At 60.0% G+C, this 25,940-nt stretch carries 18 protein-coding genes and 4 pseudogenes; 9 read left to right on the top strand and 13 right to left on the bottom strand.

Annotation, left to right across the window (positions count from 1 at the left end):
- Window positions 1–300 precede the first annotated feature (300 nt).
- From NKI54_RS32755 to NKI54_RS32720, 7 genes are all read right to left on the bottom strand, one after another.
- Window positions 301–897: a pyridoxamine 5'-phosphate oxidase family protein gene (locus NKI54_RS32755; protein WP_352693777.1), complete on the bottom strand. Its 597-nt coding sequence runs from the start codon at window positions 895–897 to the stop codon at window positions 301–303.
- Window positions 898–1,181: 284 nt separating this feature from the next.
- The gene (locus NKI54_RS32745) at window positions 1,182–1,655 is read right to left on the bottom strand and encodes a nuclear transport factor 2 family protein (RefSeq protein ID WP_352693775.1); all 474 of its coding nucleotides are present in this window, start codon (window positions 1,653–1,655) and stop codon (window positions 1,182–1,184) included.
- A 72-nt stretch (window positions 1,656–1,727) separates the two neighbouring features.
- Complete coding sequence (locus NKI54_RS32740) at window positions 1,728–2,477, bottom strand: SDR family NAD(P)-dependent oxidoreductase (RefSeq protein ID WP_352693773.1); 750 nt, start codon at window positions 2,475–2,477, stop codon at window positions 1,728–1,730.
- 140 nt (window positions 2,478–2,617) lie between these two features.
- Window positions 2,618–3,586: an MBL fold metallo-hydrolase gene (locus NKI54_RS32735; protein ID WP_352693771.1), complete on the bottom strand. Its 969-nt coding sequence runs from the start codon at window positions 3,584–3,586 to the stop codon at window positions 2,618–2,620.
- Window positions 3,587–3,691: 105 nt separating this feature from the next.
- Window positions 3,692–4,603 (bottom strand): alpha/beta fold hydrolase, encoded by a 912-nt coding sequence (locus tag NKI54_RS32730; protein WP_352693770.1) that lies wholly within the window; start codon window positions 4,601–4,603, stop codon window positions 3,692–3,694.
- 181 nt (window positions 4,604–4,784) lie between these two features.
- Window positions 4,785–5,771 carry an alpha/beta fold hydrolase gene (locus NKI54_RS32725; RefSeq protein WP_352693768.1) on the bottom strand — a complete coding sequence of 329 codons (987 nt, stop codon included), beginning with the start codon at window positions 5,769–5,771 and terminating at the stop codon, window positions 4,785–4,787.
- An 84-nt stretch (window positions 5,772–5,855) separates the two neighbouring features.
- Window positions 5,856–6,677 carry an alpha/beta fold hydrolase gene (locus NKI54_RS32720; RefSeq protein ID WP_502898291.1) on the bottom strand — a complete coding sequence of 274 codons (822 nt, stop codon included), beginning with the start codon at window positions 6,675–6,677 and terminating at the stop codon, window positions 5,856–5,858.
- A 393-nt stretch (window positions 6,678–7,070) separates the two neighbouring features.
- Between NKI54_RS32720 and NKI54_RS32715 the strand changes: the two genes are divergently transcribed.
- Window positions 7,071–13,490, top strand: a complete 6,420-nt coding sequence (locus tag NKI54_RS32715) for an AAA family ATPase (RefSeq protein WP_352693767.1) — start codon at window positions 7,071–7,073, stop codon at window positions 13,488–13,490.
- The gene (locus NKI54_RS32710; RefSeq protein ID WP_352693765.1) at window positions 13,474–14,124 is read left to right on the top strand and encodes a response regulator transcription factor; all 651 of its coding nucleotides are present in this window, start codon (window positions 13,474–13,476) and stop codon (window positions 14,122–14,124) included. The genes NKI54_RS32715 and NKI54_RS32710 overlap by 17 nt, the downstream gene beginning before the upstream one ends.
- Window positions 14,125–14,376: 252 nt before the next feature.
- On the opposite strand, the gene NKI54_RS32705 is transcribed toward NKI54_RS32710, so the two are convergent.
- A complete protein-coding gene (locus tag NKI54_RS32705; RefSeq protein WP_352693763.1) occupies window positions 14,377–14,913 on the bottom strand; it encodes an MBL fold metallo-hydrolase in 537 nt (178 codons plus the stop codon).
- A gap of 269 nt (window positions 14,914–15,182) precedes the next feature.
- Between NKI54_RS32705 and NKI54_RS32700 the strand changes: the two are divergent.
- Window positions 15,183–15,269 (top strand): annotated as a pseudogene (locus NKI54_RS32700) (ABC transporter permease); the annotation flags it as partial.
- Between the two features lie 225 nt (window positions 15,270–15,494).
- Window positions 15,495–15,791, top strand: a pseudogene (locus NKI54_RS32695) (ABC transporter permease); the annotation flags it as partial.
- A 73-nt stretch (window positions 15,792–15,864) separates the two neighbouring features.
- Here NKI54_RS32695 and NKI54_RS32690 read toward each other — a convergent pair.
- Together NKI54_RS32690 and NKI54_RS32685 are read right to left on the bottom strand one after the other, a co-directional pair.
- A pseudogene (locus NKI54_RS32690) lies at window positions 15,865–16,613 on the bottom strand (amino acid ABC transporter ATP-binding protein).
- A gap of 44 nt (window positions 16,614–16,657) precedes the next feature.
- Complete coding sequence (locus tag NKI54_RS32685) at window positions 16,658–17,131, bottom strand: ABC transporter permease subunit (RefSeq protein ID WP_352693761.1); 474 nt, start codon at window positions 17,129–17,131, stop codon at window positions 16,658–16,660.
- Window positions 17,132–17,441: 310 nt separating this feature from the next.
- Between NKI54_RS32685 and NKI54_RS32680 the strand changes: the two genes are divergently transcribed.
- Together NKI54_RS32680 and NKI54_RS32675 are read left to right on the top strand one after the other, a co-directional pair.
- Window positions 17,442–18,164 carry an RNA polymerase sigma factor gene (locus tag NKI54_RS32680; protein WP_352693759.1) on the top strand — a complete coding sequence of 241 codons (723 nt, stop codon included), beginning with the start codon at window positions 17,442–17,444 and terminating at the stop codon, window positions 18,162–18,164.
- 158 nt (window positions 18,165–18,322) lie between these two features.
- On the top strand, window positions 18,323–19,186 hold the full coding sequence (locus NKI54_RS32675) for a ferritin-like domain-containing protein (RefSeq protein ID WP_502894653.1): 864 nt from the start codon (window positions 18,323–18,325) through the stop codon (window positions 19,184–19,186).
- A 200-nt stretch (window positions 19,187–19,386) separates the two neighbouring features.
- On the opposite strand, the gene NKI54_RS32670 is transcribed toward NKI54_RS32675, so the two are convergent.
- Both NKI54_RS32670 and NKI54_RS32665 read right to left on the bottom strand, forming a co-directional pair.
- Window positions 19,387–20,238 (bottom strand): alpha/beta fold hydrolase, encoded by an 852-nt coding sequence (locus NKI54_RS32670; RefSeq protein ID WP_352693757.1) that lies wholly within the window; start codon window positions 20,236–20,238, stop codon window positions 19,387–19,389.
- Between the two features lie 193 nt (window positions 20,239–20,431).
- Window positions 20,432–20,955: pseudogene (locus NKI54_RS32665) on the bottom strand (transposase); the annotation flags it as partial.
- Between the two features lie 975 nt (window positions 20,956–21,930).
- Here NKI54_RS32665 and NKI54_RS32655 point away from each other — a divergent pair.
- The gene (locus NKI54_RS32655) at window positions 21,931–22,173 is read left to right on the top strand and encodes a hypothetical protein (RefSeq protein ID WP_352693755.1); all 243 of its coding nucleotides are present in this window, start codon (window positions 21,931–21,933) and stop codon (window positions 22,171–22,173) included.
- Between the two features lie 166 nt (window positions 22,174–22,339).
- Window positions 22,340–22,576: a hypothetical protein gene (locus NKI54_RS32650; RefSeq protein ID WP_352693753.1), complete on the top strand. Its 237-nt coding sequence runs from the start codon at window positions 22,340–22,342 to the stop codon at window positions 22,574–22,576.
- A 97-nt stretch (window positions 22,577–22,673) separates the two neighbouring features.
- Here the strand turns inward: NKI54_RS32650 and NKI54_RS32645 are convergent, their stop codons facing one another.
- Window positions 22,674–22,886, bottom strand: coding sequence for a hypothetical protein (locus NKI54_RS32645; protein ID WP_352693751.1), 213 nt, complete (start codon window positions 22,884–22,886; stop codon window positions 22,674–22,676).
- Between the two features lie 1,090 nt (window positions 22,887–23,976).
- On the opposite strand from NKI54_RS32645, the gene NKI54_RS32640 reads away from it, so the two are divergent.
- Complete coding sequence (locus NKI54_RS32640; protein WP_352648076.1) at window positions 23,977–24,279, top strand: DUF1236 domain-containing protein; 303 nt, start codon at window positions 23,977–23,979, stop codon at window positions 24,277–24,279.
- The last annotated feature ends 1,661 nt before the right edge of the window (window positions 24,280–25,940 follow it).

The following is a 25,940-nucleotide window of genomic DNA, read 5'->3' as shown; positions in this document are numbered from 1 at the left end:
ATCGCCGACATCCCGTAGATCGAAGCGGTCTCTGAGCTTCAACGCTGCTCCAATCGGAAAGTGCCGTAACCTTCTTCCTCGTTATCGACGGCTGTCGGCTCGATGACGACCTCGACGAGCTTTCCTTGCCGCGCAGATAAGTGGGTACGCGGTAGTGGCCCATCGGAAAGCGGGTAAGAATGCGGACTGCGCCGCCAGGGCTGAAGTTGGGCGCCTCGCCGGCGGCTAGAAGTACGCCAAAGATCGGCGCTTCCGAGGTCTGGGAATTGTCCTGCATCCGTCCACTCCTCAATGGGTTCGCTACGATGCCGGCCCGCGATTCTTGGCATTGCCCTCCCGGTGAGCCGCGAAAGCTGCCGCAATCTCGTTTTCAGTAAAGCGGGGCGTTATGTGTTGCGGGCAGTTCCAGTCGAAGGCCTCGACCTTGATGAGCATCACTCGTTCGACCACTGCAGCATAATCCCCGATTGTCAGCCTTGCCGTGAGCGCCGGATCATCTCGGGTACCGATGACATGCATTCGACCGAAGATCTTGAGACGGCGCCTGTTCGGATAGTCCATCAGGAACAGCGAAATACGGTCGTCCTCGGCGACGTTGCCGGTGGTAATGTACTGCCGGTTGCCCCGGAAATCCGCAAAGCCCAGAGTCTGTTCGTCAAGGACCTTCAGGAATCCAGCCGGCCCACCACGGAACTGCACGTAGGGCCATCCGATCTCCGAGACCGAAGCAATGTAGAAGCTGTCGCGCTCGGCGAGAAACTTGATCTCATCTGGCCCAAGCTGGCCGTTGATATCAGAACCGGCTTCACGGCGGGCATAAGCGCTGCGGCTGCCCATCGTTTGCTGCACGGACTTCACTGCGTCAGTGAACGCGATTTCGGCGAATTTGTGGGCCATTCATTGCTCCCTGCGAGTCGCTAGATGGTTGGCTAGATGGCACGAGAACCCTGACGATCTGGCAGATCCGTGAGTCCAACTTCGAGATTTCCGCGCTTCCCGGAAGAGCGAAAGGGCGGTGGCGTCGTCACGCACTGGTTGCCGACCGGGACGGAAAGGTCGGCCCGTTGCCGAGTCCGGTCTTCTGGCCGATGGTGGCTCGCGCCTTCGAAGCCATGTTCGCGGAAGATCTCGGCAAGGACCGGAATGACGTCCGAACGTACGGTGATGGTCTTAGGCACAGATTACAACCCTAACTCCGACAGGCCCGGATGATCGGCCGGACGTGGTCCGGAGCGGTTCCACAAGAATTTGCATTCTGATTCCTGAATTGGCAAATCATTGATGCAGGCAAAGCGTTTTTGCATCAGGCCGTTTTCATCGAATTCCCAATTCTCATTGCCATAGGCGCGGAACCAGTTGCCGGAATCGTCGTGATATTCATAAGCGAAGCGAACGGCGATGCGGTTGTCCGTGAAGGCCCAAAGTTCCTTGATCAGCCGATAATCCAGTTCACGCACCCACTTGCCGGTCAGGAAGGCGACGATAGCCTCGCGTCCCTGCACAAAAGTCGAGCGATTGCGCCAATAGCTGTCAACAGTATAGGCGAGCGACACGCGTTCGGGATTGCAGCTGTTCCAGCCATCTTCTGCACCGCGAACCTTCTGGATGGCGGATTCGCGGGTGAACGGCGGCAGCGGCGGGCGTTGTTCAGGCATGATCTTTCTCCTTTCAGTCAGTGTTTCGATTGGTAAGCGGTTGGTCACGGTCCCGACGACGTAACCTGAAACCTAGATCTGCGCGGAGCCGCCATCGACAAACAACTCGCTTCCCGTGACGAAGCTGCTGTCGCTGGAAGCAAGGAAGAGGGCTGCGCTTGCGGTTTCGTCGGGGTCAGCGAGACGCCCTAACGGCGTTCTTGTCGACACGAACCGGATCATCTCATTGTGGGCCTCCTCGGATGGCGCGAGCTCGTGCCAGCCGGGAGTAGAGGTGGCGCCGGGGACAAGTATATTGACGCGAATCCCTCGGCCGACCAGATCAAGAATCCAACTGCGCGCGAAGTTGCGGATTGCTGCCTTGCTGGCGCCGTAGACGCTGAACCCAGGCGTGCCAGTCGTCGCAGCGGTCGATCCGGTAAGGATGATCGAGCTATGGTCCCTGAGAAGCGGCAGCGCCTTCTGGACTGTGAAGAGCGTGCCTTTTACGTTGACTCCAAAAGTTCTGTCGAAATGCTCTTCCGTAATAGCGCCGAGAGCGGAAAATTCCCCGCCACCTGCGTTGGCGAATAGAATGTCGATGGCGCCGGCTTCATCCTTCACGATCTCAAAAAGGCGGTCGAGATCGGCTAGGTTCGCTACATCACCCTGAATGCCTCGCGAATTGTTGCCAACTTCGTTGATCGCCGCATCGAGTTCCCTTTTGCGGCGGCCGGTCATGAATACACGGGCGCCTTCCGCCGCAAACCGTTTTGCCGCGGCCAAACCTATGCCACTCGTTGCGCCGGTGATCACTGCGACTTTTCCGTTGAGCTTGCCCATTACGAAATCTCCTGATCCAAGTTGGTCGCAGCGGCGATGAATAGAGGCAGTGTGTGGTCCCAGCCTGCGGCTGCCGGCCAAAATTGTTCGACGGCGCTCATGTTTCAACCGAGCAGACGCTCCGAAATCCGATTTGGCGATCAAACGCCTTCGTAGACCAACCGAGTGAAAAAACCGGGATCGATCACGAAGTTGCCCCACTTGCCGTCGAACGCAGCCGTAGGTTTGGCCACCACGGTTTCGTCGCGCGTTCGTCCCAGGCGCTTCAGCTTCGCGACATTCTCCCGGATCACGACCAGCATGTCGCGAAAGTCCTGGAGCTCCGCTCGGTTGCTGACCGGATGGCCGTAACCCGGAATGATGATCGTCTTGCCGGTTGTCGCGGCGAGATTAGCGTCGGACGCAGCGATCATTCCGTCGATGCTGCCGCCCGTCGAATAGTCGATGAAGGGATAAATGCCGTTCCAATAGGTATCACCGACATGGACGATATCTGCTTCGCCAAACGTGACGGAGATGTCGCTGTCGGTGTGCGCCGGGCCGCAACGTTTCAGTGCGATGGACGCCCGATTGAGCTGCAGATCGCGCCTGTCGGCGAACACTTCGCTGGGTAATCCATCCGGGAGCAATGGCCGGAAGTTATAGTCCCATTCCTCGACGCGCTGGGTCTGTGAGAGATATTTGCGGGTGTTTTCGTGAGCGATGATCTTCGCTCCGGCCGAGCGAAGCCATGCATTGCCGTCGGTGTGATCAAAATGCCAATGCGTGTTGATCAAATGTGTGATCGGCTCGGGGCCGAGATTGGCGAGCGCCCTCGTCATTTGAGGGCGGGAAACCCCGATGCCGGCATCGACAAGCACCTTGCCGTCGGGTCCAGTGAGGACCGCGACGTTGCCGCCGGAACCCTCAAGCACACTCACGTTGCCGCGCAATTTGTGGGTGGCTATGGGCGATACGGCGGCACCGTCCTTGATCAGGCTGACGATGCCGCGTGCCTCGGCAAATGCTTCCCGAGGTGTGAGCCAGCCGCCGGTAACAGCGCCGGCGGAAGCGGCCATGCAGCACAGGCAAAAGCCGCGACGCGAAAGTAAATGCCGGCGGGCGTACATGATTGTTTCATCCTTTGATGGTGCGTCATGTCGTGTTTGTGCGTCTCGCGTCCACCCGCTGGCGGCCGCGACGCCGCCAGCGCTCCGATCGCAGCTGACGTTGGCTCAGTTGGTGGCCAGCTTGCGGTCCAGGAAGTCCCGGATCAGCGGTACCATCTCATCCAGCTTGTCTTCGAGCGCGAAATGCCCGGTATCCAGCAAATGAAGCTCGGCTCCTGGCAAATCACGAAGATATGGGCCGGCGCCATCGGCGGGGAAGATTTTGTCGTTCTTGCCCCACACGACCAGCATTGGCGGCTTGCGCTCGCGGAAAAATGCCTGGAATTTCGGGTAGAGTGGGACGTTGCTGCCATAGTCGTGGAAGAGATCGAGCTGAATGTCCTTGTTGCCGGGACGGTCGAGCAGCACCTGGTCATGTTCCCAATTGTCCGGGTCGATCCGGGAAACGTCGGCTACGCCGTCCGTGTATTGGAATTTCGTGACGGCAGGCGTGACAAGGAAACTCAGCGCCTTCCGATGCGCGGCCGAACCGTCTGCCCAATAGGCCTTGATCGGATCCCAGAATTCCTTCAGGCCCTCCTCGTAAGCGTTGCCGTTTTGCACGATCAAGGCGGTTACCCGTTCCGGATGTTTGAGCGCGAGCCGGTATCCGACCGGAGCGCCGTAGTCCATGACGTACATCGCGTAGTTGTTCGCGCCGAGTCGCCCGAGCAAGCCATCCACCAGATCGGCGTAGTGAGCGAAGGTGTACGCGAATTTGGTGTGATCAGGTGCCGCGCTCTCGCCAAATCCCGGGTAGTCGGGCGCGATCACGTGATAGCGGTCGGCAAGCGCCGGGATCAGATTGCGGAACATGTGTGAAGAGGTCGGGAAGCCGTGAAGCAGAAGCACAACCGGCGCGTTCGCCGGCCCTGCCTCACGATAGAAAACGTCGACGCCACCGATCTTGACCGTGTGGTAGTGGGTGGTCGAGTCCACGGTCTCAGCGGCGGCACTTGCAGGGGCATTGACCATCATCGGCAGTGGGGTCGAAGAAAGCAGTGCGGCAGCAAACACCAGCGCGGTGCGGCGGGTATTGAAAGTGAACATTTGATCTCCTTTGTCCGGCGGCTGCCGGGATTGTTGAGGAAAGGCGCTACGCGGGCACGCGGTCGCCCGCGTAGCGCAGTCAACGGCCTGTGGGGGAGGAGGCGGGGAGTCAGGCCGTTTGGCGTATGAAGGCGAGGAGCTCCGCGTTCACCTCGTCTTTGTGTGTCGTGCATAAACCGTGCGGTGCACCTTTGATCACCTTCAGTTTCGCATTCTTCACAAGCTTCGCCGACAGCAGCGCCGAATCCACGATCGGAACTAGCTGGTCGTCGTCTCCGTGCAGCACGAGCGTCGGCACGTCGATCTTCTTCAAATCCTCGGTGAGATCTGTCTCGGACTGTGCCTTGATGCCGAGATAGGACGCCGGGAAGCCGGCCATCATGCCCTGGAGCCAGAACGACTCGCAGACTCCTTGCGATATCTTCGTTCCCGGGCGGTTATAGCCATAGAAGGCAAGACTAAGATCCTTCCAGAATTGTGAGCGGTCCGCTTGAACACTGGCGCGCACCTGGTCGAACGCTTCGATCGACGCGCCGAGGGGGTTCGCTTCCGTCTTCAGTCGAAGCGGTGGTATCGCACTGATCAGTACAGCCTTGGCCACCCGTCCCGTGCCGTGTCGACCAATATAGCGGGTGACTTCACCGCCGCCGGTGGAATGGCCGACATGGATTGCATCCTTCAGATCAAGCGCGGCGGTGAGTTCGGCGAGATCGTCGGCATAGGTGTCGAGGTTGTTGCCGTTCCAGGGCTGGCTGGAGCGGCCATGTCCCCGGCGATCATGTGCAATGCAGCGATAGCCATTGGAGGCCAGAAAGAACATCTGGTCCTCGAAGGCATCGGAGGAAAGCGGCCAGCCGTGGCTGAACACGACAGGCTGTCCCGAGCCCCAGTCCTTATAGTAGATCTCGGTGCCGTCTTTGGTGGCGAGAGTATCGCCGGTTCGACCCTTCTGAGGCTTTTTGGCAGCCGCCCGAGCCTCATTTCCACCTGGTACGATGGGGAGACCCATGACTGACGTTGCGACCAACCCGGTCGCTCCTATCAGCACGACCCGGCGCGACGCAGAGGCAAGGAATCCCGAAGCTTTCTCGGTCATTGATTTGTCCTTTCGACAGTCGGGCAGAACTCACCCAGCCGCCGGGCGGTTGTTTTCTGCGAAGCAGCAGAGGCGGATTTTGCGTCAGGATTTGATGAAGGCGAGCAACTCGTCGTTCACCTGGTCCTTGAGGGTGGTGCACATTCCGTGCGGGGCGCCTTCATAGACGACGAGTTTCGCGTTCTTGATCAGCTTCGACGAGAGGAGAGCCGAATCCGCGATCGGGACGATCTGGTCGTCGTCGCCGTGCAGCACGAGCGTCGGCACGTCGATCTCTTTCAAATCCTCGGTGAGGTCGGTTTCGGAGAAGGCCTTGATGCAGAAGTAAGACGCCGGGAAGCCGGCCATCATGCCCTGGAGCCAGAACGACTCGCAGACTCCCTCCGATACCTTCGCTCCCGGGCGGTTGTAGCCATAGAAGGGAACACTGAGATCCTTCCAGAATTGCGAGCGATCTGTGAGAACGGCTGCGCGCAACTGATTGAATGCCTCGATCGGCGTGCCGCCCGGGTTCTTCTCCGACCTGAGCATGACTGGCGGGATGGCACCAATCAGCACGGCCTTGGCCACTCGTCCCGTGCCGTGCCGACCGATATAGCGGGTGACTTCACCGCCGCCGGTGGAATGGCCGACATGGATTGCATCCTTCAGATCAAGCGCCGCGGTGAGTTCGGCGAGATCGTCGGCATAGGTGTCGAGGTCGTTGCCCTTCCAGGGCTGGCTGGAGCGGCCATGTCCCCGGCGATCATGTGCAATGCAGCGATAGCCATTGGAGGCCAGAAAGAACATCTGGTCCTCGAAGGCATCGGAGGAAAGCGGCCAGCCGTGGCTGAACACGACAGGCTGTCCCAAGCCCCAGTCCTTATAGTAGATCTCGGTGCCGTCCTTGGTTGTGATCATGCTCATGGTCTGTCCTTTCTGATCTGAATCGACTGCGGTGACCGTCGGCTCGGTGGCGATGGCGAACGCCGGGAGCGCTAATTTTGTCGGTGTGAGTTGGCTCGCGTCGCCGATCACGACGCTCTCGTAAAAGGCCTCGAAACTCGAACCCCGTTTGCTTGGGCTGTTCACTCGCTTCGCCGCTTTCTTCCGCCTTGGTATGCCTCCAACTTACGTCAGGGAACCGCATAGATCGAAGGAGATCGCGAGAGATTGCGTGAGGACTTGTTAGGCGGCCGCCCGCAGCTCGCTTGGGCAAAAACGCCTTGTTCTAATGAAAGGTAAGTTGGTTTTTAGCTACCGGCCGCCTTGCGGAACGACTACGGTTGCAAGGTTAAGTGCCGCGAAGCGGGGGCCGCCATGATGGACATTTCCGGATATGTGCTGGAAAGGCTGCGCGAAGACGGCGAGACCGCTCTCTATCGCGGACGAGCGTCTGGCAAGACGATCCTTGTTCTGTCCCCAACCTCCCTCCAACCGCAAAGGTCGACTCTCGAACGGCTGGAGCGAGAGCTTGCGTTGTCGGACCAGCTTGACCCCGCCTGGGCGGTCCGGCCGGTGGCGCTTGCACGCCATGAAGGCCGTATGGCGCTCGTGCTTGAAGACCCGGGCGGCCGTCCACTTGACGGGCAACTCGGCGCGCCTCTGCCACAAGGAGATTTCCTGAACTTGGCCATCGGGCTTGTCGCAGCGCTTCGGCAGGTCCATGCCTGTGGCCTGATACACAAGGATATCAAGCCGGCGAACGTACTCGTCGACGACAACTGGCATGTTCGGCTCATGGGCTTTGGCCTAGCGATCCAACTGCCCCGCGAACGCCAGCCTCCAGCGCCGCCGGAACTGATCGCAGGAACACTTCCTTACATGTCTCCCGAGCAGACAGGCCGTACGAACCGCTCAATCGATTCGCGCAGTGATCTCTATTCCCTCGGCGTCACCCTTTACGAGATGTTGACCGGAGAGCTGCCGTTCACCGCCTCTGAACCCATAGAATGGATCCATTGCCATATCGCGCGCCAGCCAATCCCGCCGCGTGAACGTGTGCCCAATGTCCCGCAAACCCTCGAGGCGATTTTGGTCAAACTCTTGGCCAAGACAGCGGAAGATCGATACCAGACCATCATCGCGGTCGAATCCGACCTGCGGCGTTGTTTCGATTCATGGACGACATATGGACGCGTCGACGCATTCGTGATTGCAGCGAGTGATCGCCCAGACTGGCTTCGGATCCCGGAGAGCCTGTACGGACGCTCCGGTCAGCTCGACAGCCTCCTGAAGGCCTTCGGTCGCGTCGCCAGACTGGGAGAGACGGAGGTCGTTCTAGTGTCGGGTCCCGCGGGAGTCGGCAAGTCGTCGCTGGTGGGGGAACTGCGCAAGGCGCTGGTTTCAAAGCCAGGCCTGTTCGCGGCCGGTAAGTTCGATCAGTACAAGCGCGACATTCCATACGCGACCATTGCCCAGGCTTTCCAAGGCATCGTCCGCCAGATCCTGAGCCTCGAAGAAACGGACCTTGATCGGCGGCGGCGAGAACTACTCGAGGCGCTGGGGCCGAACGGCCAACTGATGATCAACCTGATCCCGGAGCTCGCCGTCATAATTGGCGAGCAACCGCCGGCGCCCGATCTCCCGCCTCAGGACGCGCAGAATCGCTTTCACCTGGTTTTTCAGCGGTTCCTTGGGGTCTTTGCCCGGCCGGATCACCCGCTGGCGTTGTTTATCGACGATGTGCAGTGGCTGGATGCGGCCACGATCGAGCTCATTCGGCGTCTCGCTGCGGAGTCGGACGTTCGACATCTCCTGTTGATCTGTGCCTATCGGGACAATGAGATCGGACCGACTCATTCCCTCGCTCCGACCCTGGAGATGATGCGGAACGCTAATCGCAGGCTTGAAGAGGTGCGTCTTGGATCTCTAGCGCGCAACGAAGTATCGCTTCTGTTGGCGGACGCTCTACAGTCAGATGCCAATTTCGTTCGGCCTTTAGCCGAGCTTGTGTACGACAAGACCGAGGGTAACCCATTTTTCGCTGGGCAGTTCCTGGCAGCGCTTGGAGACGAAGAACTGCTCGCTTTCGACCGGAACGCGGGCACATGGCGGTGGGATGTGGCCCGTATCGGCGCCAAGGGGATCACCGACAACCTCGCCGAGCTTATGGCCGGAAGACTGGCACGCCTGTCCGGCGCGGCATTGGAGGCGGTGAAGATTCTGGCCTGCCTCGGAAATGGTGCGCGGCTGATGACGCTGAGCATCGTCGTCGGGCGGTCCGAGCAGGCAACGGATGACGCGCTTTGGGAAGCCATTCTCGCGGGCCTTGTCCTGATTGTGGACGGCGGCTTCGCATTCACCCATGACCGTGTGCAGGAAGCGGCTTATGCACTCGTCGCAGAAGGCGAGCGTGCCATTGTGCATCTTCGGATTGGCCGCCTGCTTGCAGCGCGGGCCACGACAGAGGAACTCGAGGAGAGCATCTTCGAAGTCGTGAACCAGTTCGCTCGCGGCGCGGCGCTAATTGCCACGCCGGAGGAGCGCGAGCAAGTCGCCGGGCTTGACCTCATAGCGGGCAAGCGGGCCAAGGCGGCAACCGCCTATGCCTCGGCCCTGCAGTATTTTACCGCCGGCCGCGCTCTGCTGGCGAACAACGAATGGGAACGGTGGTACCGACTCACGTTCGACCTTGAGCTGAACTGGGCTGAGTGCGAGTATCTATCCGGAGAGTTGGCGTCAGCGGAAGCACGTCTCTCGGCGCTGTCAATGCGCCCGCAGACCACCGTTGACGCTGCTGCCGTGACCTGTGTTCGCCTCAATCTCTACACGACCTTGGACCGCAGCGACAGCGCTGTCGAGGTTGGCCTGGACTATCTCCGGCGGGTTGACCTCCAGTGGTCGCGGCATGCGACGGAGGAGGACATTCGCCAGGAATATGGTCGGTTATGGCGGCCGATCGAGGCTGGCTCGATCGAGGCCCTGGTCGATCTGCCACTCATGACCGACCCCGACCGGCGGGCGACCATGAACGTGCTCACCGCGCTCCTATCGCCGGCCCAGTTCACCGACTTGAACCTGTTCCGTCTCGTCATTGTACGGATGGCAGCGCTCAGCCTCCAGTACGGCAACACCGATGGATCATGCCTCGCTTATGCGCTGCTTGGCAGCGTCCTCGGCATCTACTTGGGCAACCCCCAGGCCGGTAGTCGCTTCGGCAGGCTTGCCTTGGATCTGGTCGAGAAGCGAGGTCTCGACCGTCTCAGCGGCAGCGTCTATTCGGTGTTCACGCTCCACCTTGCCCATTGGACGCAGCATTTGGCGACCTGCCGAGTCTTCCTGCGACGCGCCTTTGAGGCGGCGCGGGACGCGGGTGACCTTACCTTTGCCGCCTTTTCCCGCGTCGACCTGGTCACCATCCTTCTCGCCTCCGGCGAGCCGCTCGGCGAAGTCGAACGAGAGGCGGAGAGTGCGCTCGAATTCGTGCGGCGCGCGCGCTTCGGTCTCATCAGCGATGTCATCGTCGCGCAACTCAGGCTTATCCGGACCCTCCGCGGGCAAACGCCGGATTTCAACTCTTTCAATGACGCAGAGTTCGATGAACTCCAGTTCGAGCAACATCTGGAGGACAACCCGCGACTGGCGATCGCCGCCTCCCGCTATTGGATTCGCAAGCTGCAAGCCCGCGTCTATGCCGGCGATTACGCATCTGCCGTCGCAGCAGCATCGAAGGTCGCGTCTTTGCTTTGGACGCTGCCGACTCAAATCGAGCTGCCAGAATACCATTTCTATGCGGGACTCGCTCGGGCGGGGCGCTACGACTCCGCGTCGGCGGAGGAAAGATCCAGCCAATTGGAAGAGCTTGCAGCCCATCACCAGCAAATCACGACGTGGGCGGAGAGCGGCCCCGAAAATTTCACGCACCGCGCGGCCCTGCTCGGGGCCGAGCTGGCCCGTCTTGAACGACGGGACTTGGACGCCATGCGGCTTTACGAGGACGCTGTGAGGTCGGCGCGCGAGCAGGATTTCGTCCATAACGAGGGCATTGCCAACGAGCTTGCCGCGCGGTTCTACGCAGAGCGCGGCTTCGAGACGATCGCCGACGCTTATCTACGCAACGCGCGGTCCTGCTACCTTCGTTGGGGTGCCGCCGCCAAGGTAAGCCAACTCGATCGGCTGTATCCCCAACTGGGCGGCGAACTATCGCCGCGCGTAGGAACAGCTGCGAGCGGGATCGAGCTGAAGCACCTGGATCTGGCTGCTGTGATCGAGGTGTCGCAGGCAGTGTCCGGCGAGATTATTCTTGAGCGGTTGATCGAGCGATTGATGACAGCGGTGGTTGAGCACGCCGGCGCTGTCCGTGGGCTCCTGCTCCTGCCGCTGGAAGGGGAGATGCGCATCGTCGCTGAGGCCATCACCAGCGCCGAAGGCGTAGTCGTGCATCCGCGGCGTCAATCCAGACCGGCAAGCGAGCTGCCTGAGTCCATCTTAAACTTTGTCACGCGCACGCATGATGTCATCATCCTGGATGACGCTTTGACTGCCAATCCGCATTCGGCCGACCCCTATCTGCTCCGCGCGTGTCCACGGTCCGTCTTATGTCTCCCGCTGGTCAAGCAGAAACTGCTTGTCGGTGTCCTCTATCTGGAGAACAACCTATCGTCCCATCTGTTCACACCGAACAAGCTGTCGCTATTGCGGGTTCTTGCCTCCCAGGCGGCCATATCGATCGAAAACGCGCAGTTATTCCTGGATATCAAGACAGCGCAGGAATACGCGCGAGGGGCGGAAGTCGAGTTGCGCCAGTCATTCGACATGATCCCCGCGCTGGCCTGGAGCGCACTACCCGACGGCTCGATCGAGTTTGCAAACAAGCGGTGGCACGATTTTACCGGGATCCCGCCACAAGCAATGACGGGCGATGTATGGATCTCCACCTTCCACGCTGCCGATGTCGACAAGGTCGTAAAGAAATGGACGGACGTTCTGGCGACTGGCGTTGGAGGAGAAATCGAAGCGCGCATGGTACGGTTCGACGGCGCGACCCGCAGGTTTCTGGTACGGGCCTCGCCTATGCGCGATGAAAGCGGCGCAATCGTAAAGTGGTATGGCACGAACACAGACATCGAAGACATCAAGCGTGCCGAAGAGCTGATTTCCGCAGAGAAGCGGCTCCTTGAAATGATCGCGGACGGCTGCGATCTGATGCCAATTCTGGACTCCCTGGTTCGAGCTATCGAAGATATGACAGGCGGATCTCCGGCAAGCTTGTTGGTCCTGGATGCAGCGGCCAACACACTTCGACATTGTATCGCTCCAAGCCTTCCGGCGAGCTTCACGAAGGCTATCGACGGCGGGCTGATCGGACCTGCAGCCGGATCGTGCGGCACCGGAGCCTATCGCGCGGAGAAGGTTTTCGTCTCAGATATCAAAACCGATCCGCTCTGGATTGACTATCGCAACTTGGCCCTGGATCATGACCTGAGAGCCTGCTGGTCAACGCCCATACTCTCAGGCAGCGGCGGCGTTTTCGGTACCTTGGCGCTCTATGCTCGTGAAGCACGTGAGATCACAGCATGGGAGGAAAGGATCTTGGAACAGTTTACCCATCTCGCAAGCGTCATCGTGCACCGGAAGAACGCCGAAGACGCTCTAAGCAAGAGCGAGTCGATGCTGGCAGAGGGCCAAAGGATCAGTCATACCGGGAGCTGGAGCTGGAGTGCCGGGACAGACCGTATATCGTGGTCTGAGGAGTGCGCACGGATCTTCGGGTTCAACGCAAGTGAAAGGGAGGTCACCTATCAGGCACTATTGGCGCGTGTGCATCCGCAGGACCGGGACCACGTCGAAGCCGTGCATGCAACCGCAATGGCAGATGGGGGAGAATTCGAATTCGAGCACCGCATCGTACTGCCCGACGGATCGGTCAAGTTGGTTCAGAGCCGTGGGCGATTGGCGTTGAATGAAAGCGAGGCTCCAAGTTACGGGGGGACGATTTTCGACATAACCGAACAACGAGCCAAAGAGGAAGACGCGCATCGGTTCGAGATGACGCTTCGAGAGGCTCAGGCAGGCCTTGCCCGCGCGGGAAGATTGACCGCCATGGGGGAACTGACAGTTTCGATCGCCCATGAAGTCAACCAGCCGCTGATGGCAATCGTGACCAATGCCGCAACTTGCGTGCAGTGGCTTACAGACGAACATCTCAATATCTCGAAGGCACGGCAAGCCGCAGAGCGCATCGTAAGGGACGGCCACCGCGCCGGTGATATCATCGCCAGCATCCGGGCCCTGGCCAAGAAGTCTCCACCGCAGATGAGCGAACTGAATCTCAATCAAGTAATCCTCGAGGTGCTGCTGCTGACGCGTGGCGAACTGCGCCGACATGAGATAGTCGCGGAGACAGACCTCACGATGGATGCCGAGATCCTTGGGGACCGTATCCAGATGCAGCAGGTGCTCTTGAATCTGATTATGAACGGTATTGAGGCGATCTCTGCGAGCCAGCATCAGCCTCGACGTATGCATATAGACACTCAACCGGGTGATCCTGGCTACATCTTGGTGACTGTTTCCGACACAGGAGTCGGGTTGGATCCGGACAACAGCGCCCAACTCTTCGAAGCTTTTTTCACTACGAAGCGCGAAGGAATCGGCATGGGATTGTCGATTTGTCGCTCCATAATCGAAGCGCATGGCGGTCGCATATGGACCGCGCCGAGAGTGCCCTTGGGAAGTGCCTTTTGCTTTACCCTGCCCGTTTTCGTCGACGACAATGCCCATGTCTCCTCGCATTGACGATACAAGGCCGACGGTCTTTGTCATTGATGATGACGAGTCCATCCGCGAGGCGTTGAACGAACTTTTCCAGTCGATTGGCCTCCGCGTGGAGCTATTCGCATCTGTCCAGGCGTTTCTTGCCGACGACCAGCCGGATCGTCCTGGGTGTTTGGTTCTTGACGTTCGCCTCCCCGGGCAGAGTGGGCTCGACTTCCAAGACTTCCTTGTCAGGGAGGGCGTCCGTCTCCCAATCATATTCATCAGCGGTCACGCCGACGTTCCGATGGCTGTTCGGGCCATGAAAGCCGGCGCCGTGGAGTTCCTGCCGAAGCCTGTCCGAAGTCAAGATCTATTGGATGCCGTTCATTTGGCAATCGAGCGGGACCAAGCCCACCGGGCCTGTGCTCGCACCGTCTCGAGAGTTGGCGCGGACTTTGAAACCCTGACGCCGCGCGAGCGCGAGGTCATGGCACTGGTCGTAACTGGGCGCCGGAACAAGCAGATCGCCGCGGACATTGGTCTGAGCGAGGCGACAGTCAAACTCCACCGCGGGCAAGTGATGCAAAAGATGAACGCGCGATCGGTCGCCGAACTTGTGCGAATGACCGATGCGATCGACCCTTCCAGCAACTCTAGACGTTTTGCCAAATAATCCGAGCCAAAAGAGATGCGCAAACCTGACCAGCTGCGCCTGGCCGGGTGCTCCACCTGAATGTTGATTATGCCCGGAGCCCGACGGCAAGACCTCAGAGCGCCGCTACAGCCCCGCTGATGCACCGGCCTAAAAAGAACCGCATCGAAGGCTCGCCCGATCTGGGCTATGTCAGCGCATCCATGTCGAACCCCAGAACTTGACGATGCGGATGCAGACGCGTCGCTTAACGTGCCGACTTCTGCCTACAGTTCATAGACCCATTCGGCCGGCACGAAGCGATGGGCTTGCCGTGGCGCCCGACATGTCCGAAACCGGGGAACGGCAAATGCATCCCGGCGATCGGCATCCGATCGGCAGCGACCCGGTCGAGCGTCCGCTTGCGCGTCTCGGCGGCCAGTTTGGAATCGACATCGAACGCGATGCTCCACTCCGGGCGGGCGAACTGATAGGTCGCCATGTGCACGACATCAGCGCCTCGCCATCCGATTCGACAATGAAGCCGGCATGGCCCGGCGTGTGGCCGGGCAACGGCACGGTGTGGATCGAGCCGAGCGCGTCGCGCTCGCCGTCCACTTGCGGCAGGCGGTCCGCATAAGCGGCGGCGGGCTTGCGTGCCCTGATGAAGAACGGCTTCGCCTCGTCCGGCGCCTGGTTCATGTTCGCGTCGTCATGCCAGAAAGCGTAGTCGGTTGCGGTGACGACGAGCTCTGCATTTGGAAATAGCGCCTCGCCGGCGGGAGTCAGAACGCCGTTGATGTGGTCGGGATGCATGTGAGTAATCAGCAAAGTGTCGATCTGGTCCGGAGCGACGCCGGCCGCCTCGGTAGCGGCCGAAAGGCGGCCGGGTGACGGCCCATGCTGTCCGACGTACCGGCGTCTACGAGCACCAGACGGTCGCGCAGATTGACGAGATAGGCATTGACCGGTGCGCGGCGCGGTCCGGGCTTGTTGAAGCTGACCTCCGCCAGCCGCTCCGCCTCGCGTCGAGCCCGATGAAAAGCTCGGATTTAATGTCGATATAGCCGTCCAGCGCCGGCTCGGATGCGAAGGTCTTGCGCAGTCTACTCGTCTCGATCACGCTCTCTGTTACCCATGTGACGATGGCGGTGCTGATCGCCGTCCTCTCCTTGCCGCTCGTGTCTAATGCATGTCGCGCAAAAGTGTGCAGCGGTTTTGCGAAAACGGCATGCATAAAAACAAAAACCTAAAGCGTGTCGCATGAGGCCGGACGAACGTGACGCGCTTTTATTGTTCTGGGAAGTGTTGGCCGGGCACCGCTGCTCGAAGATGTCAGTCGGGCACTCCTCGGGCTCATCGGTCTGTGGATGGATGGCGCGCGCTGAACCACCGGCAGGCACAAACATGAAGGGGAGGTCGTCGGTGTCATTGCCGGCCTGATCCCGTGTCCGCTGACGCTGTTCGTGATGAGCTTCGCCATGTTGCGAGGCGTTCCCGGAGCCGGCATCCTTTTCGCGATCACCATGATGCTTGGCGTCGCGCTGACACTCTCGTCAGTCGCGGCGCTGTCGATCCTGCTTCGCGAGCGGCTGGTGCATTTCTTCGAGAGTCGGCCCTTTTTGTTCGACCTCATCTCGCGCGGCATAGAAGGTGTCGCCGGCCTCATCCTCGCCGGCGTCGCGGTCTGGCAGGTCGCGGCGCGCTGATCCAGGACTCGGACCAGATTTCTGACTTGCGTCTGCTCATCCGGCCGACGCTTGGGCTGGCGGAAGAGGTTCGCTAGTTCAGGATCTGGGTAAGGAACAGTTTGCTGCGCTGGTGACGCGGATGCGAGAAGAATTCGGAGGGCGTGTTCATCTCGACAATCTCGCCCTGGTCCATAAAGACGATGCGGTCGGCGACCTGGCGGCAAATCCCATCTCGTGCGTGACACACAGCATGGTCATGCCATCCCCAGCCAGCGCGACCATGGTGTCGAGCACTTCTTTGACCATTTCCGGATCGAGTGCCGACGTGGGCTCGTCGAAGAGCATGATTTTCGGGCTCATACAGAGCGCACGCGCGATCGCAACCCGCTGCTGCTGACCGCCTGAAAGCTGGCCGGGATATTTGTGCGCCTGGTCCGGAATCTTCACCCGTTCCAGATAATGCATGGCGGTCTGCTCGGCTTGTGCGCGCTGCATCCTGCGCACCCAGATCGGCGCCAGCGTCAGGTTCTCCAGAATGGTCAGGTGCGGGAACAGGTTGAAATGCTGGAACACCATGCCGATGTCGCGGCGAATTAGGTCTATCTTCTTCAAATCATTGGTGAGTTCGACGCCGTCGACGACGATCTGTCCCTGCTGGTGCTCCTCCAGCCGGTTGATGCAACGGATCATGGTCGACTTGCCCGAGCCCGAGGGCCCGCAGATCACCAGCTTTTCGCCGCGAAGGACTGTCAAGTCGATGTCCTTCAGCACATGGAAGTTCCCGTACCACTTGTTCATCCCGGTCATTTCGATTGCCGGCGGATCATTGGGATCGGGCATGGGCGGAACGCGCTTGGCGGCGGATGATAACATCACAACATTTCCTAGTGAGCGGTGGGGCCGCGCCTCTCCAGGAAGTCGGCGAAGCGGGCGAATGAGAACGAGAGTGCGAAGAAGATCGCGCCGATGAACAGGAACGTCTCGGCCGCCGGCGGCGGCCAGTCCGGGTCGGCCAGCGCCGCGTTACCGGAGCTGATCAGGTCGAACAGGCCGACCACCAGGACAAGGCTGGTGTTCTTGATCATGACGATGATGGTGTTGGCCAGCGCCGGGATCGCCACCTGGATCGCCTGCGGCAGGATGACGAGATATTGCGTGCGCCAGAAGGGCAGGCCGAGCGCCGCCGCGGCCTCGTATTGGCCATTCGGGATGGCCTGCAGGCCGCCGCGGATCACCTCGGCGAGATAGGCCGCGGCGAAGATGGTGAGGGCGACCAGCGCACGCACGAACTTGTCGGGCAACAAGGCTTCGGGCAGGAACAGCGGCATCATGATCGATGCCACGAACAGGATGGACAAGAGCGGCAGCCCGGTCGGGCGCCGGCAGGCGTACGCAAGTACCCGAGGAAGGAACCCGCGGGCCACAGGCCAGCGGGTTCGTTCATCGGCCTCATTGCGGTCATTCAAGGGCTCGCTACGGAGTGACTGCTTCTGGCGCGACCGAGCCGGCCGAAGGGTTCGGCTCCGCCCTACTGCCGTGGAGCGTTCTACGTCGCGGTTGGGTGGTGAGCAGACCTCTGGTTCGCTAGAGTCCCAAGTTTCCACAGGGCTGCAGACCGAAACCCGGAAAACGCTTATCTCATAGTAAGCTGATGCATCTGGACCGCCTATGGTGAAGCCGACCGGATCCAACGAGGCAGTGAGGATCGAAGACCTTGACGACGCGGGGCTGGTTGAACACGCGCGTCAGCGTGACCCCGCCGCATTCTGGTTAATCATCAAGCGTCACAATCAGCGGCTTCACCGGGTCGCCCGCGCCGTCCTGAATGACGACACTGAGGCGGAGGACGTACTTCAGGAGACCTATATCCACGCCTTCACCCATCTGGCCGAATTCCGCGCGGAGGCGCGGCTGTCGACCTGGCTCACCCGGATCGCGCTGAACGAGGCGCTGGGACGCCGCCGGAAAAGGCGGCCCACTGTCGACGTGAAAGCCATCGAAGGCATGGTCGCTCCATTCAGCGCCCACAACCCTGATCCCGAAGAAGCAGCCGCGCTCGTTGAAATCCGCGGCCTCCTGGAGGGGGCCGTCGGTGGCCTGCCAGAGCCCTTTCGCATCGTCTTTGTCATGCGGGACGTTGAGGAAATGAGCATTGAGGAAACGGCTTTTCTTTTGGCATTGCGACCTCAGACAGTGAGCACCCGCCTTTATCGCGCACGCCGGCTGCTTCGCGAGGCGCTGCGTGACAAGCTCACCACCGTGTTCACGGATACGTTTCTCTTCGCTGGCGCCCGTTGTGACCGCCTCGCGCAATCAGTCTTAGATCGGCTCGCAATCAGCCTGGTTCGAAAGAATACTCATCTGTTGAATGTGGCGACCGAGCGCACGTAGACGCAGTCCACGCCGAGATTACGCCGGCTTCTTTCGCGGGGCTTTTGTAGCGGGACACGGGAATATTTCGGCGCCCCGGACCATCTAATCGTCGGGCAAATGCATTCGGCGCCGCGGTGCTGACAGCGGTGTTGAATCAACAAACATAGGAGACCGCTATGCAGGGCGCACTTCACCTATCCCGGCGTCAGTCGCTTCAGGGACTTGTCGTACTCGGTGCCGGAGCGGCACTCGGCGGCATCGCGCGGCCTTCTCCGGTATTGGCACAGGACATATCGGACGAGGACATTTTCCGCTTTGCGCTCAATCTCGAATATATGGAGGCTGAATACTACCTCCGCGGCACCACCGGAAAGGGTATCGACGACGCCGATGCCGGCTCGAAACCGGGCGATGTCGTCGGCGGAAAGAAAGTGTCCTTCGAAACACCCGCCATCGGCCAATTCATGCAGGAAGTTGCTGAAAACGAACTTGCGCACGTCCGATTCTACCGCAAGACGCTTGCAAAGAACGCCGTCGACAGGCCGGCCATAGATTTCGATGCGGGGTTCAAGGCGGTTACGGAGGCAGCTGGCCTCGGGCGGGACTTCGATCCCTTCGGTAACGAAACGAACTTCGTTCTCGGCGGCATGCTGTTCGAGGATGTCGGCGTCACCGCCTATGCGGGTGCGGCGACAGTTCTGAAAAACAAAGACTTCCTCGCCGCCGCCGCAGGCATCCTGGCGGTCGAGGCCTACCACATGGGAATGGCGCGATCTACGCTATACCGGAAGGGAGAGAAAGCCTGGAAGGCCGCCAACGCTGTCTCCGATGCCCGAGACAAAATCGACGGATCAGACGATAAGGACCAGGGGATCCAGGTGGACGGCAAAGCCAACATCGTTCCTTCAACGCCGGACGCAATCGCCTTCACCAGAACACCGCAACAGGTGCTCCGGATCGTCTACCTCACCGACAAGGACGGAGTGAGCAAGGGCGGCTTCTATCCGGAAGGGATGAACGGCACGCTCAAAAGCACCTGAGCCAGTTGCGACGGGTGACGATTGGCCGCCGGAAACTGAGCGGCCTGATATCGGCTGCTCTCGGAGAAAGACCATGAATAATGATGATAATGGGAGCCACGGATCGTCAGCTTCGCCACAAGCGAACCTCGGCCCTTCTATGCGCCATGAGTGAATCCTCGCGCTGACGACATTGCTGTGGCTCGTCGGGTAGTACAACGCTACGCTGCCTTGGCCCTAGCCGACACAGCGCTCTTCGCAAAGTCGCGCACGACCTGGACGAATGCCTCCGGTTTTTCGAGGGGCATGAACTCGCCAGCTCCGCTGATGACCTTACCTGTCAAGGCCTCGGCACCAATTGCCTCGATCCCAGCAACATAGTCCTCGATTCCGCGGCCGTCCGCGTTGCCGCGCAGATAAAGCATGGGCGTCCTGATCCGCTTGTGCCGCATGTTCTTCTTGGCGTCCGCCTCGAACGCTCGATACCAGTCGAAGCCGGCCTTCAATGCCTCCGGTCGTTCATAGGCTTTGGTGAAGGCGGCTCGGTGTTTCTCCGTTACCGCCTCTTTCCTCCCGGCAAGGAAATTCGTGAAGAAGTCAAAATACTCCCGTTCGTGACCGGTAACCAGCACCTCGGGCAGCTCCGGTATGGCGTGGAAGGCGAAATGCCAGATATGCGGATTGCTGATCACCTTCGTCCAGGGTTCGCTGCCCGGCAAGACCGTATGGGCTACCACCGCGCCGCGTATGCGCGCCCCATGTTCGCGGGCCGATCCAAAGGCAATCATGCCGCCGACATCAAACCCGGCGACCACGATGTCCTTGGCGCCAAGCTCTTCCGCAGCCGTGAGGACGATATCCGCGAGCACTGCCTTTTCGCCGGTTCGTGGAGCGCCGATAGACTCGCCGATGCCCGGCAGATCAGGGACAATTGCGTAGAAATCCGCCGCGAAGGCGTCGATCACAGTGTCGTAGACCCGACGATTGTGTGGCCAACCGTGTAGCAGCAGCAGTGCCGGATGCTGCGGATTGCCGGTCACGTCGGCGGCCAGAACCAAATCATCAAGTTTCAATATTTCGCTGCGCACCGGATGACACCTAGGGGATCTCACCTCAGTATCGCCGCCAGCCTTGGCAATCTTGCGTCGTCCGGTCCGATCTCAAGCTCGCCATGTGCCATAGGGAGCTGCAAAGCAAGATCGTGTCCCAGGGAGTGGTGTAGCTGACGGCTTGGTCGCCGCGCTCTCCGGCACGGGGCCGGGCTGATCAGCGTGCCACGGCTGGCAGGCTGATCAGAGGATCATCGCTCATTTGGCTGATGGTTTCCAGCGTCATGTATCTGGCGCGCTGCACAGCCCATTCGTCGTTCTGTTCGAGCAGGATCGCGCCAACCAGGCGGACGATGGCGTCATCATTTGGGAAGATGCCGACGACCTCGGTGCGCCGCTTGATCTCGCCGTTGAGGCGCTCGATCGGATTGGTCGAGTGCAGCTTGGCGCGGTACTCCTTGGGGAAAGTCATGTAGGCAAGCACGTCGGGCTCGGCGTCGTCCATGATTGTCGCCAGCTTCGGCACCTTCGGCCGGATCTGGTCGGCGACGGCGCGCCATTGCGTGCTTGCGGCCCCGGGCGTTTTCCTGGGCGAAGGCGGTGGCGATGAAAGCGGAGACCGCGGCGCCCGCTCTTGCCGGCATGGGCCAGCACGTTCCTCATGAAGTGGACGCGGCACCTCTGCCAGATCGCGCACAGCACCTTGGTGACGGCCGCCTTGATGCCTTCATGGGCAGACGTCCATGGTTATCACGATCGAGCTATGTCCCTAGCCGTTCCTGGATGACCTTTGGTGGAAGGCCGAGCCCACAACCTCCTGGCCGATTGATCAACCATGATGCAGAGAAATGGCGAAGGGCGTGCATGCCGCCATACTTGGCCGCCATGACGACTTCGCCGTCCTGGTTTCTCTCTTCGCTCGCGACAGTCACGCCAGCCGACACCTGCGTTGGGAGGAAACCGCGTTTGGTGATGTTCGATCCGCTTTCGATATTGCCGCTTGCTATCGGGAACACCTAGTGCAATTCCCTGACGGGATTGCCCGCGGCCTCGTTGCCAGTCACGCGACGGGGGCAGGCGAGCTTCCAACCAGGGATCGTTCTCTCTCCCGCTTCAGGCTTTGGCCGGCCGATCGCCCCATAGTCGTCGGCGCGCTGGTGAACGCTAATCTGTGCTCGCTCGAAATCCACGTCACTCCATCGCAGCCGGCGAAGCTCCGACGATCGCGTGCCGGTAAAGACGGCAGTGCCGAGAAGCGGGCGCCAGCGTCCCGTCGATGAGGCAAGAATGGCCTTGATCTCTTCGCGCGTCGGTATGTCGACGCTGATCTTGCGCTTGCTTTTCTGTCGCTTTTCCGCCTAGCGCTCCTTGCCTCTGCGCCGCGCGCGGCGGAGGCCCTGACCGGATCGCGTGTGGCCAGGCCGCGTTCCTGCGCGTCAGAGCAAAGCGCCCCAAGCGAACCGAGAGCCTTCCGGGCCATCGTCTGCAATCGGCCTTCGTTGCTTCGTTCCGCAGCTTGTCCGCGAACTTGCGCACCGCCGGCACCGTGATGTGGGAAAGCAGCGTCGTTCCGATGAACGGTTCAATGTGAAGTTTTCAGGTGCCGTTTCCAATGGTCAGTCGATGAACGCTCGAGGCCTTCATTTTTCGCCAGTCGCAATCCAGAACGCTGCGATACCCCGCTTCGCACGACAACAGGGAACGATATCGCCCCCCATGTATTACAAACCCATGGACACTATGGAACCCCACGGCCACGGGATGGCGGCCGATATTTTGACATCGGAAGTTGCCAATGCCAGGCAGCGCATCCACCGGACCGAGCTCGCGCTTCGACGCACTGAAGAAATGCTGGCCGAAAATCTCGCGCTCTGCAGAAGGATACGAACTGCGGTCGAGGCCGCAGACCGATTGGTGAAGATCGATCCCCCCAGCTTTGAAGGACGTCGCGCGGGTTGAACTGGGCCGGCGTTTCGTTCGTCGCGATCTTCAGGCCACCGGCGCCACCACTCTCGCTCCAGAACGCCGCCACATCGACGTCTGAGCGACACGCTCGCGAACAGCCGGAACCAACGTCGACCACAAGCGGTTTACAAATCGAAGGGACCGCAATGGATTCGGAATAATGGAACTTTTGGATATGGAACTGGCGAGAGCCCGACAGCGGCTTAACCGGGCCGAACGCTCCCTCGAACGTGCAAATGAAATGCTGGATGAAGACTGCGGTGTCGGTATCAACCTCGCGCTGTGCAGCACGATCCGGGCTGCGCAACGACGCGTGGCCGAGGCGAGATCGCGGTTGGCGAAGATCGATCCTGGCAGCACGGACACAGCCGCACGGTTTGAGCCTTTTGGCCGCTAGCCGCACACCGATGTAGCGACAGAGCGAGGTCGGACTCATGCGGCGTTCGCTCGGGCTCGTCAGCATTTTGACGAGTTCTCCAAGGCCATCAATGAACTCACCACCGGCGAAAAACGGCTGCCTCATCCGCCGGGCTGGAGAAACACCAGGGTTCGGCAAAGTACGCGAGCGCCAATGGCTCAGCCTCCACATGGTCCAGTACGAGGCAAGCAGTGATCCTCGCTGCCGTGGTCTGATCGTCGAGCGGCACCATGAGATCATCGGGCTCCAGAAGCAAAACGGCGCCTGGCAAGGTCATGTCATGGAACAAGCTGAGGTCCGAATATGAGTCCCGAGGCGTCTTCGTAACGCTTATCTTTCCCGCCGCTATGGAGTAGCGGCTGGGGAATTTTTGGGACGAAGAATGCTACGTTTCGCTCTCACGAGCTCGGGCAGATCGGTGTCGTTCGAGCCTGTCTCTCGAAAGACGCCAACTATTTGCATTGCGAGCATTTGGTCAGCTTGGGAGGAGCGGGCGATCTTCTCCTCACTGCAGAGTTGGTCGAAAAACGCGTTGGAAAAGGTCCAGATCGGATGGGTATAGACCGGCTCGTTTGAAAGGCATTTTGAACCCCCAAGATTCAGAAGACCGTCGCTGTAGTAGCTGATGCATCAAAAATAGTGCCCGTCAGGATGCACGAGTGAACGGTGTGTAAAAAGCGAACATGAGGCCGGATATGGAATCCCAACTCTTGGTTGGAGTGCGGCGGGTTTTTCAATGGCGATCTCGCAGCTTTTTCACTGCCTTGGTGAGGGTCTGGCGGTCGTTGCCGATCTTTTTAATCAGTTTGCTGACTTGACTTGGCGAAATACAATTTTTCCGCGCGAAACGTTCCACCTCATAAAACGCATCGATCGATCGATAGGCGGCCTCGGTCGACGTAGGCTTGGTTGCCCTTGTTCTCGTTCATTTCCGTTTTCCTACTCACTCAGCAGCTGCAAATGAGAATCCGCCCGCCACTCCTCGATTTGGCGGGCGGATCCCATCAGCGCAGGAAGGGACTCTAGCTGCGCAAATACAATTTCTGGGGACTTTTTGAGCGTCATTTCTGGCTAACGACCATCAACTCGCGACTATTCCAATCACCAAGCAGGTGAGGGAGATGGCGAAAACCGGTGCAAGCAGCCAGCGAGCTTCGTGAACACTGTTCTCCATAGGCTCCTCCCTTGAGGGACCGCAACGAGTACGAACAGACGCAGTTCCGGACGGCTACACTGTGGGGGGCCATTGCGCGCAGCGACTCAGACTTAGGTCCTACGCACGCAAGCCTTAAGGCTCAGTTTGGAACGTCTAGAGAAGCTGCAGGTTTGGGGCGCTTTGGCGCGATGTTTTGCGCCCACGAGCCCACAAGGAGATAGCTATGAGAATTCATCTTTCCACCGCAGTCGCGGGATTCTTGCTGCTTGCAGGTGTCGGCGCCGTAGCCGCTCAGGACGTCGTCATCGAGCCTGAGCAGGAAACCGTCATCAAGGAATATGTCAAGAAGCAGCCGCTCGCATCGGTGAAAGTCCCTGGAGTGGAGCTCAATATCGGTTCGACGTTGCCCGATACGGTCGAGCTTCATGAAGTGCCTAACGTCAAGAAGTATCGCTATACGGTCGTCGACGATCGGACCGTCGTTGTCGACCCGGGCACACGCAAGATCGTCAAGATCATCCAGTGACCTGACGACTCAGAGGACAGCCCGCCGTTCCGAAAGGTACGGCGGGAAGGTCGCGACCGGAGAAGCGCAAGGGGGGAATTGAAGCCGACGATTTGATAGCCGCATCCTTCGTTGACGGGCTGGACGAGCTTTGAGCTCTCCAGAATGCGAGGCGCTGCAATGTCCCTCTCTCCCATTCTATCCTCTGCCGGTCTGACTTTCCAATGCCCGCATTGCAACTTCGCTCGTCAAGAACGGCGGCTGGTTCCAGGTTGTTTCCCATTACAAGTGCGAGGGGTGCGGACGCGAGGTCCGGATTACCTATACCGACACGATTGGGATTTTCCAGAAGCACACGCACTTGGCCATGCCCCCGCCGGGAGCGCGGAAGATTTGCAGGCCCCGAAAGTGAGTTCGAAATGCCGGGCGCCGAGTGCGAGCCGGGAATGCCGGCACTCGCCTGAGATCGGCACGCGCAATACGTCGGCAGCGCTTTCGTCAGCAGCAATCGAGAGATGCGCGAGCACCTTCGGAAGTAGGTCCAGGAACATGCCGGCCCACCCAATGCCCAGAGCAAGATCCGCACCGAGCAACTGAGAGGAGGCTACATCAGAGCAATGAAGACCACCGGTGCGAAGATCAGGAAGATCGCCATTAGTATGGTCACGGTAATGGCAAGGCGCTCGGTTCGCCTGACGAGTGCAGAGACCTCCTCGTCGCCGAGAAATTTGTTGGGTCAGGAGTTTGATTGTCATTTGCGGGTCGGCTTGCGACCTCATCTACGTCCTGTCTGCTCTGGATAAGGTCACAGTTCTTTCCGCTTTGTTAAAGGCATCATATCGATCGAGGCATACAGTGGGCACCCGGCGGACCACCGATGAAGGGACATTGCTCGGCGGCCTACCCGCCTCGGATCATAGCCCCGTGGCGGAGCTAAGTACCTGCCGCTCCATCCGGCGGTACGCAAAGACGCACTGTTCAGCACGGTCGGGGCGCATGCCTGCACGAGCGGCGGCCGGTGAGGCTGGGATCCGATTAAGCTCCGGGGGAACTGAAGCGCTCGCGTCGCGCTGAAGATGGCCGGCACCCATCGGGAGCGGGGGAGGGCATGGGATAGGTGCCGGCCAGGCGGAATCAAGTCCGCCGCCGCGTCAGCGTAGCTGACCCATTCCTCGGTGTCATTGGCTGATTGCCGGGTCGGCGCCCTATCCGTCGCACGCACAGCCCGGTGCTTTGTGGTACTTTCTCTGCCTCGATATGCAGCTATCCCCGCACGCTTTGCCGGCGGAGCAGATTTTGCAGCATCCCTCAACGAGGATGGTCGACCAGGGTATGGACGTTTCGAAACGCCCCAGCCGAAGATTGTCCGCCGGGTGCCTCCGCCGAAGGTCGTCAAGCCCGTTCGCAAACAAAAAAGCGCGAAGAAAGTGATTATACCGGTTGAGGACGAGCCTGTTCCTGCGCCTGTCATTCCTTCTGGTGGCGGCGGCGGTGGAAGCGGGGGAGGCGGCTGGGGTTGATCAGGTCAGACGGAAGAAGGATTGCATGAGGCTATCCTCAAGGCCAAACGGGATGCTTCTTCAACAGATGGGGTGATTGGGGTCTCGCCCGAGCCAAGGTGCGGGCGGCTGCTCCTGTATGGATGTTACAACGTGGTCGCCTTGGAGCGCCACAAACATCGG

This window comes from Mesorhizobium sp. M0663 (assembly GCF_040320585.1).
In the GTDB taxonomy this organism is placed as follows: domain Bacteria; phylum Pseudomonadota; class Alphaproteobacteria; order Rhizobiales; family Rhizobiaceae; genus Mesorhizobium.
The sequence above is the reverse complement of the archived record's forward strand: the minus strand, read 5'-3'. Positions and strand labels throughout refer to the sequence as shown.

Excerpts from the sequence above, each read along its gene's own strand:
- NKI54_RS32755 (WP_352693777.1), bottom strand. The coding sequence starts at position 897 with ATGGCCCACAAATTCGCCGAAATCGCGTTCACTGACGCAGTGAAGTCC.
- NKI54_RS32650 (WP_352693753.1), top strand. The coding sequence starts at position 22,340 with ATGGAACTTTTGGATATGGAACTGGCGAGAGCCCGACAGCGGCTTAAC.
- NKI54_RS32735 (WP_352693771.1), bottom strand. The coding sequence starts at position 3,586 with ATGTACGCCCGCCGGCATTTACTTTCGCGTCGCGGCTTTTGCCTGTGC.
- NKI54_RS32680 (WP_352693759.1), top strand. The coding sequence starts at position 17,442 with ATGGTGAAGCCGACCGGATCCAACGAGGCAGTGAGGATCGAAGACCTT.
- NKI54_RS32710 (WP_352693765.1), top strand. The coding sequence starts at position 13,474 with ATGTCTCCTCGCATTGACGATACAAGGCCGACGGTCTTTGTCATTGAT.
- NKI54_RS32740 (WP_352693773.1), bottom strand. The coding sequence starts at position 2,477 with ATGGGCAAGCTCAACGGAAAAGTCGCAGTGATCACCGGCGCAACGAGT.
- NKI54_RS32640 (WP_352648076.1), top strand. The coding sequence starts at position 23,977 with ATGAGAATTCATCTTTCCACCGCAGTCGCGGGATTCTTGCTGCTTGCA.
- NKI54_RS32725 (WP_352693768.1), bottom strand. The coding sequence starts at position 5,771 with ATGACCGAGAAAGCTTCGGGATTCCTTGCCTCTGCGTCGCGCCGGGTC.
- NKI54_RS32715 (WP_352693767.1), top strand. The coding sequence starts at position 7,071 with ATGATGGACATTTCCGGATATGTGCTGGAAAGGCTGCGCGAAGACGGC.
- NKI54_RS32720 (WP_502898291.1), bottom strand. The coding sequence starts at position 6,677 with ATGAGCATGATCACAACCAAGGACGGCACCGAGATCTACTATAAGGAC.
- NKI54_RS32745 (WP_352693775.1), bottom strand. The coding sequence starts at position 1,655 with ATGCCTGAACAACGCCCGCCGCTGCCGCCGTTCACCCGCGAATCCGCC.
- NKI54_RS32655 (WP_352693755.1), top strand. The coding sequence starts at position 21,931 with ATGTATTACAAACCCATGGACACTATGGAACCCCACGGCCACGGGATG.
- NKI54_RS32730 (WP_352693770.1), bottom strand. The coding sequence starts at position 4,603 with ATGATGGTCAATGCCCCTGCAAGTGCCGCCGCTGAGACCGTGGACTCG.
- NKI54_RS32675 (WP_502894653.1), top strand. The coding sequence starts at position 18,323 with ATGCAGGGCGCACTTCACCTATCCCGGCGTCAGTCGCTTCAGGGACTT.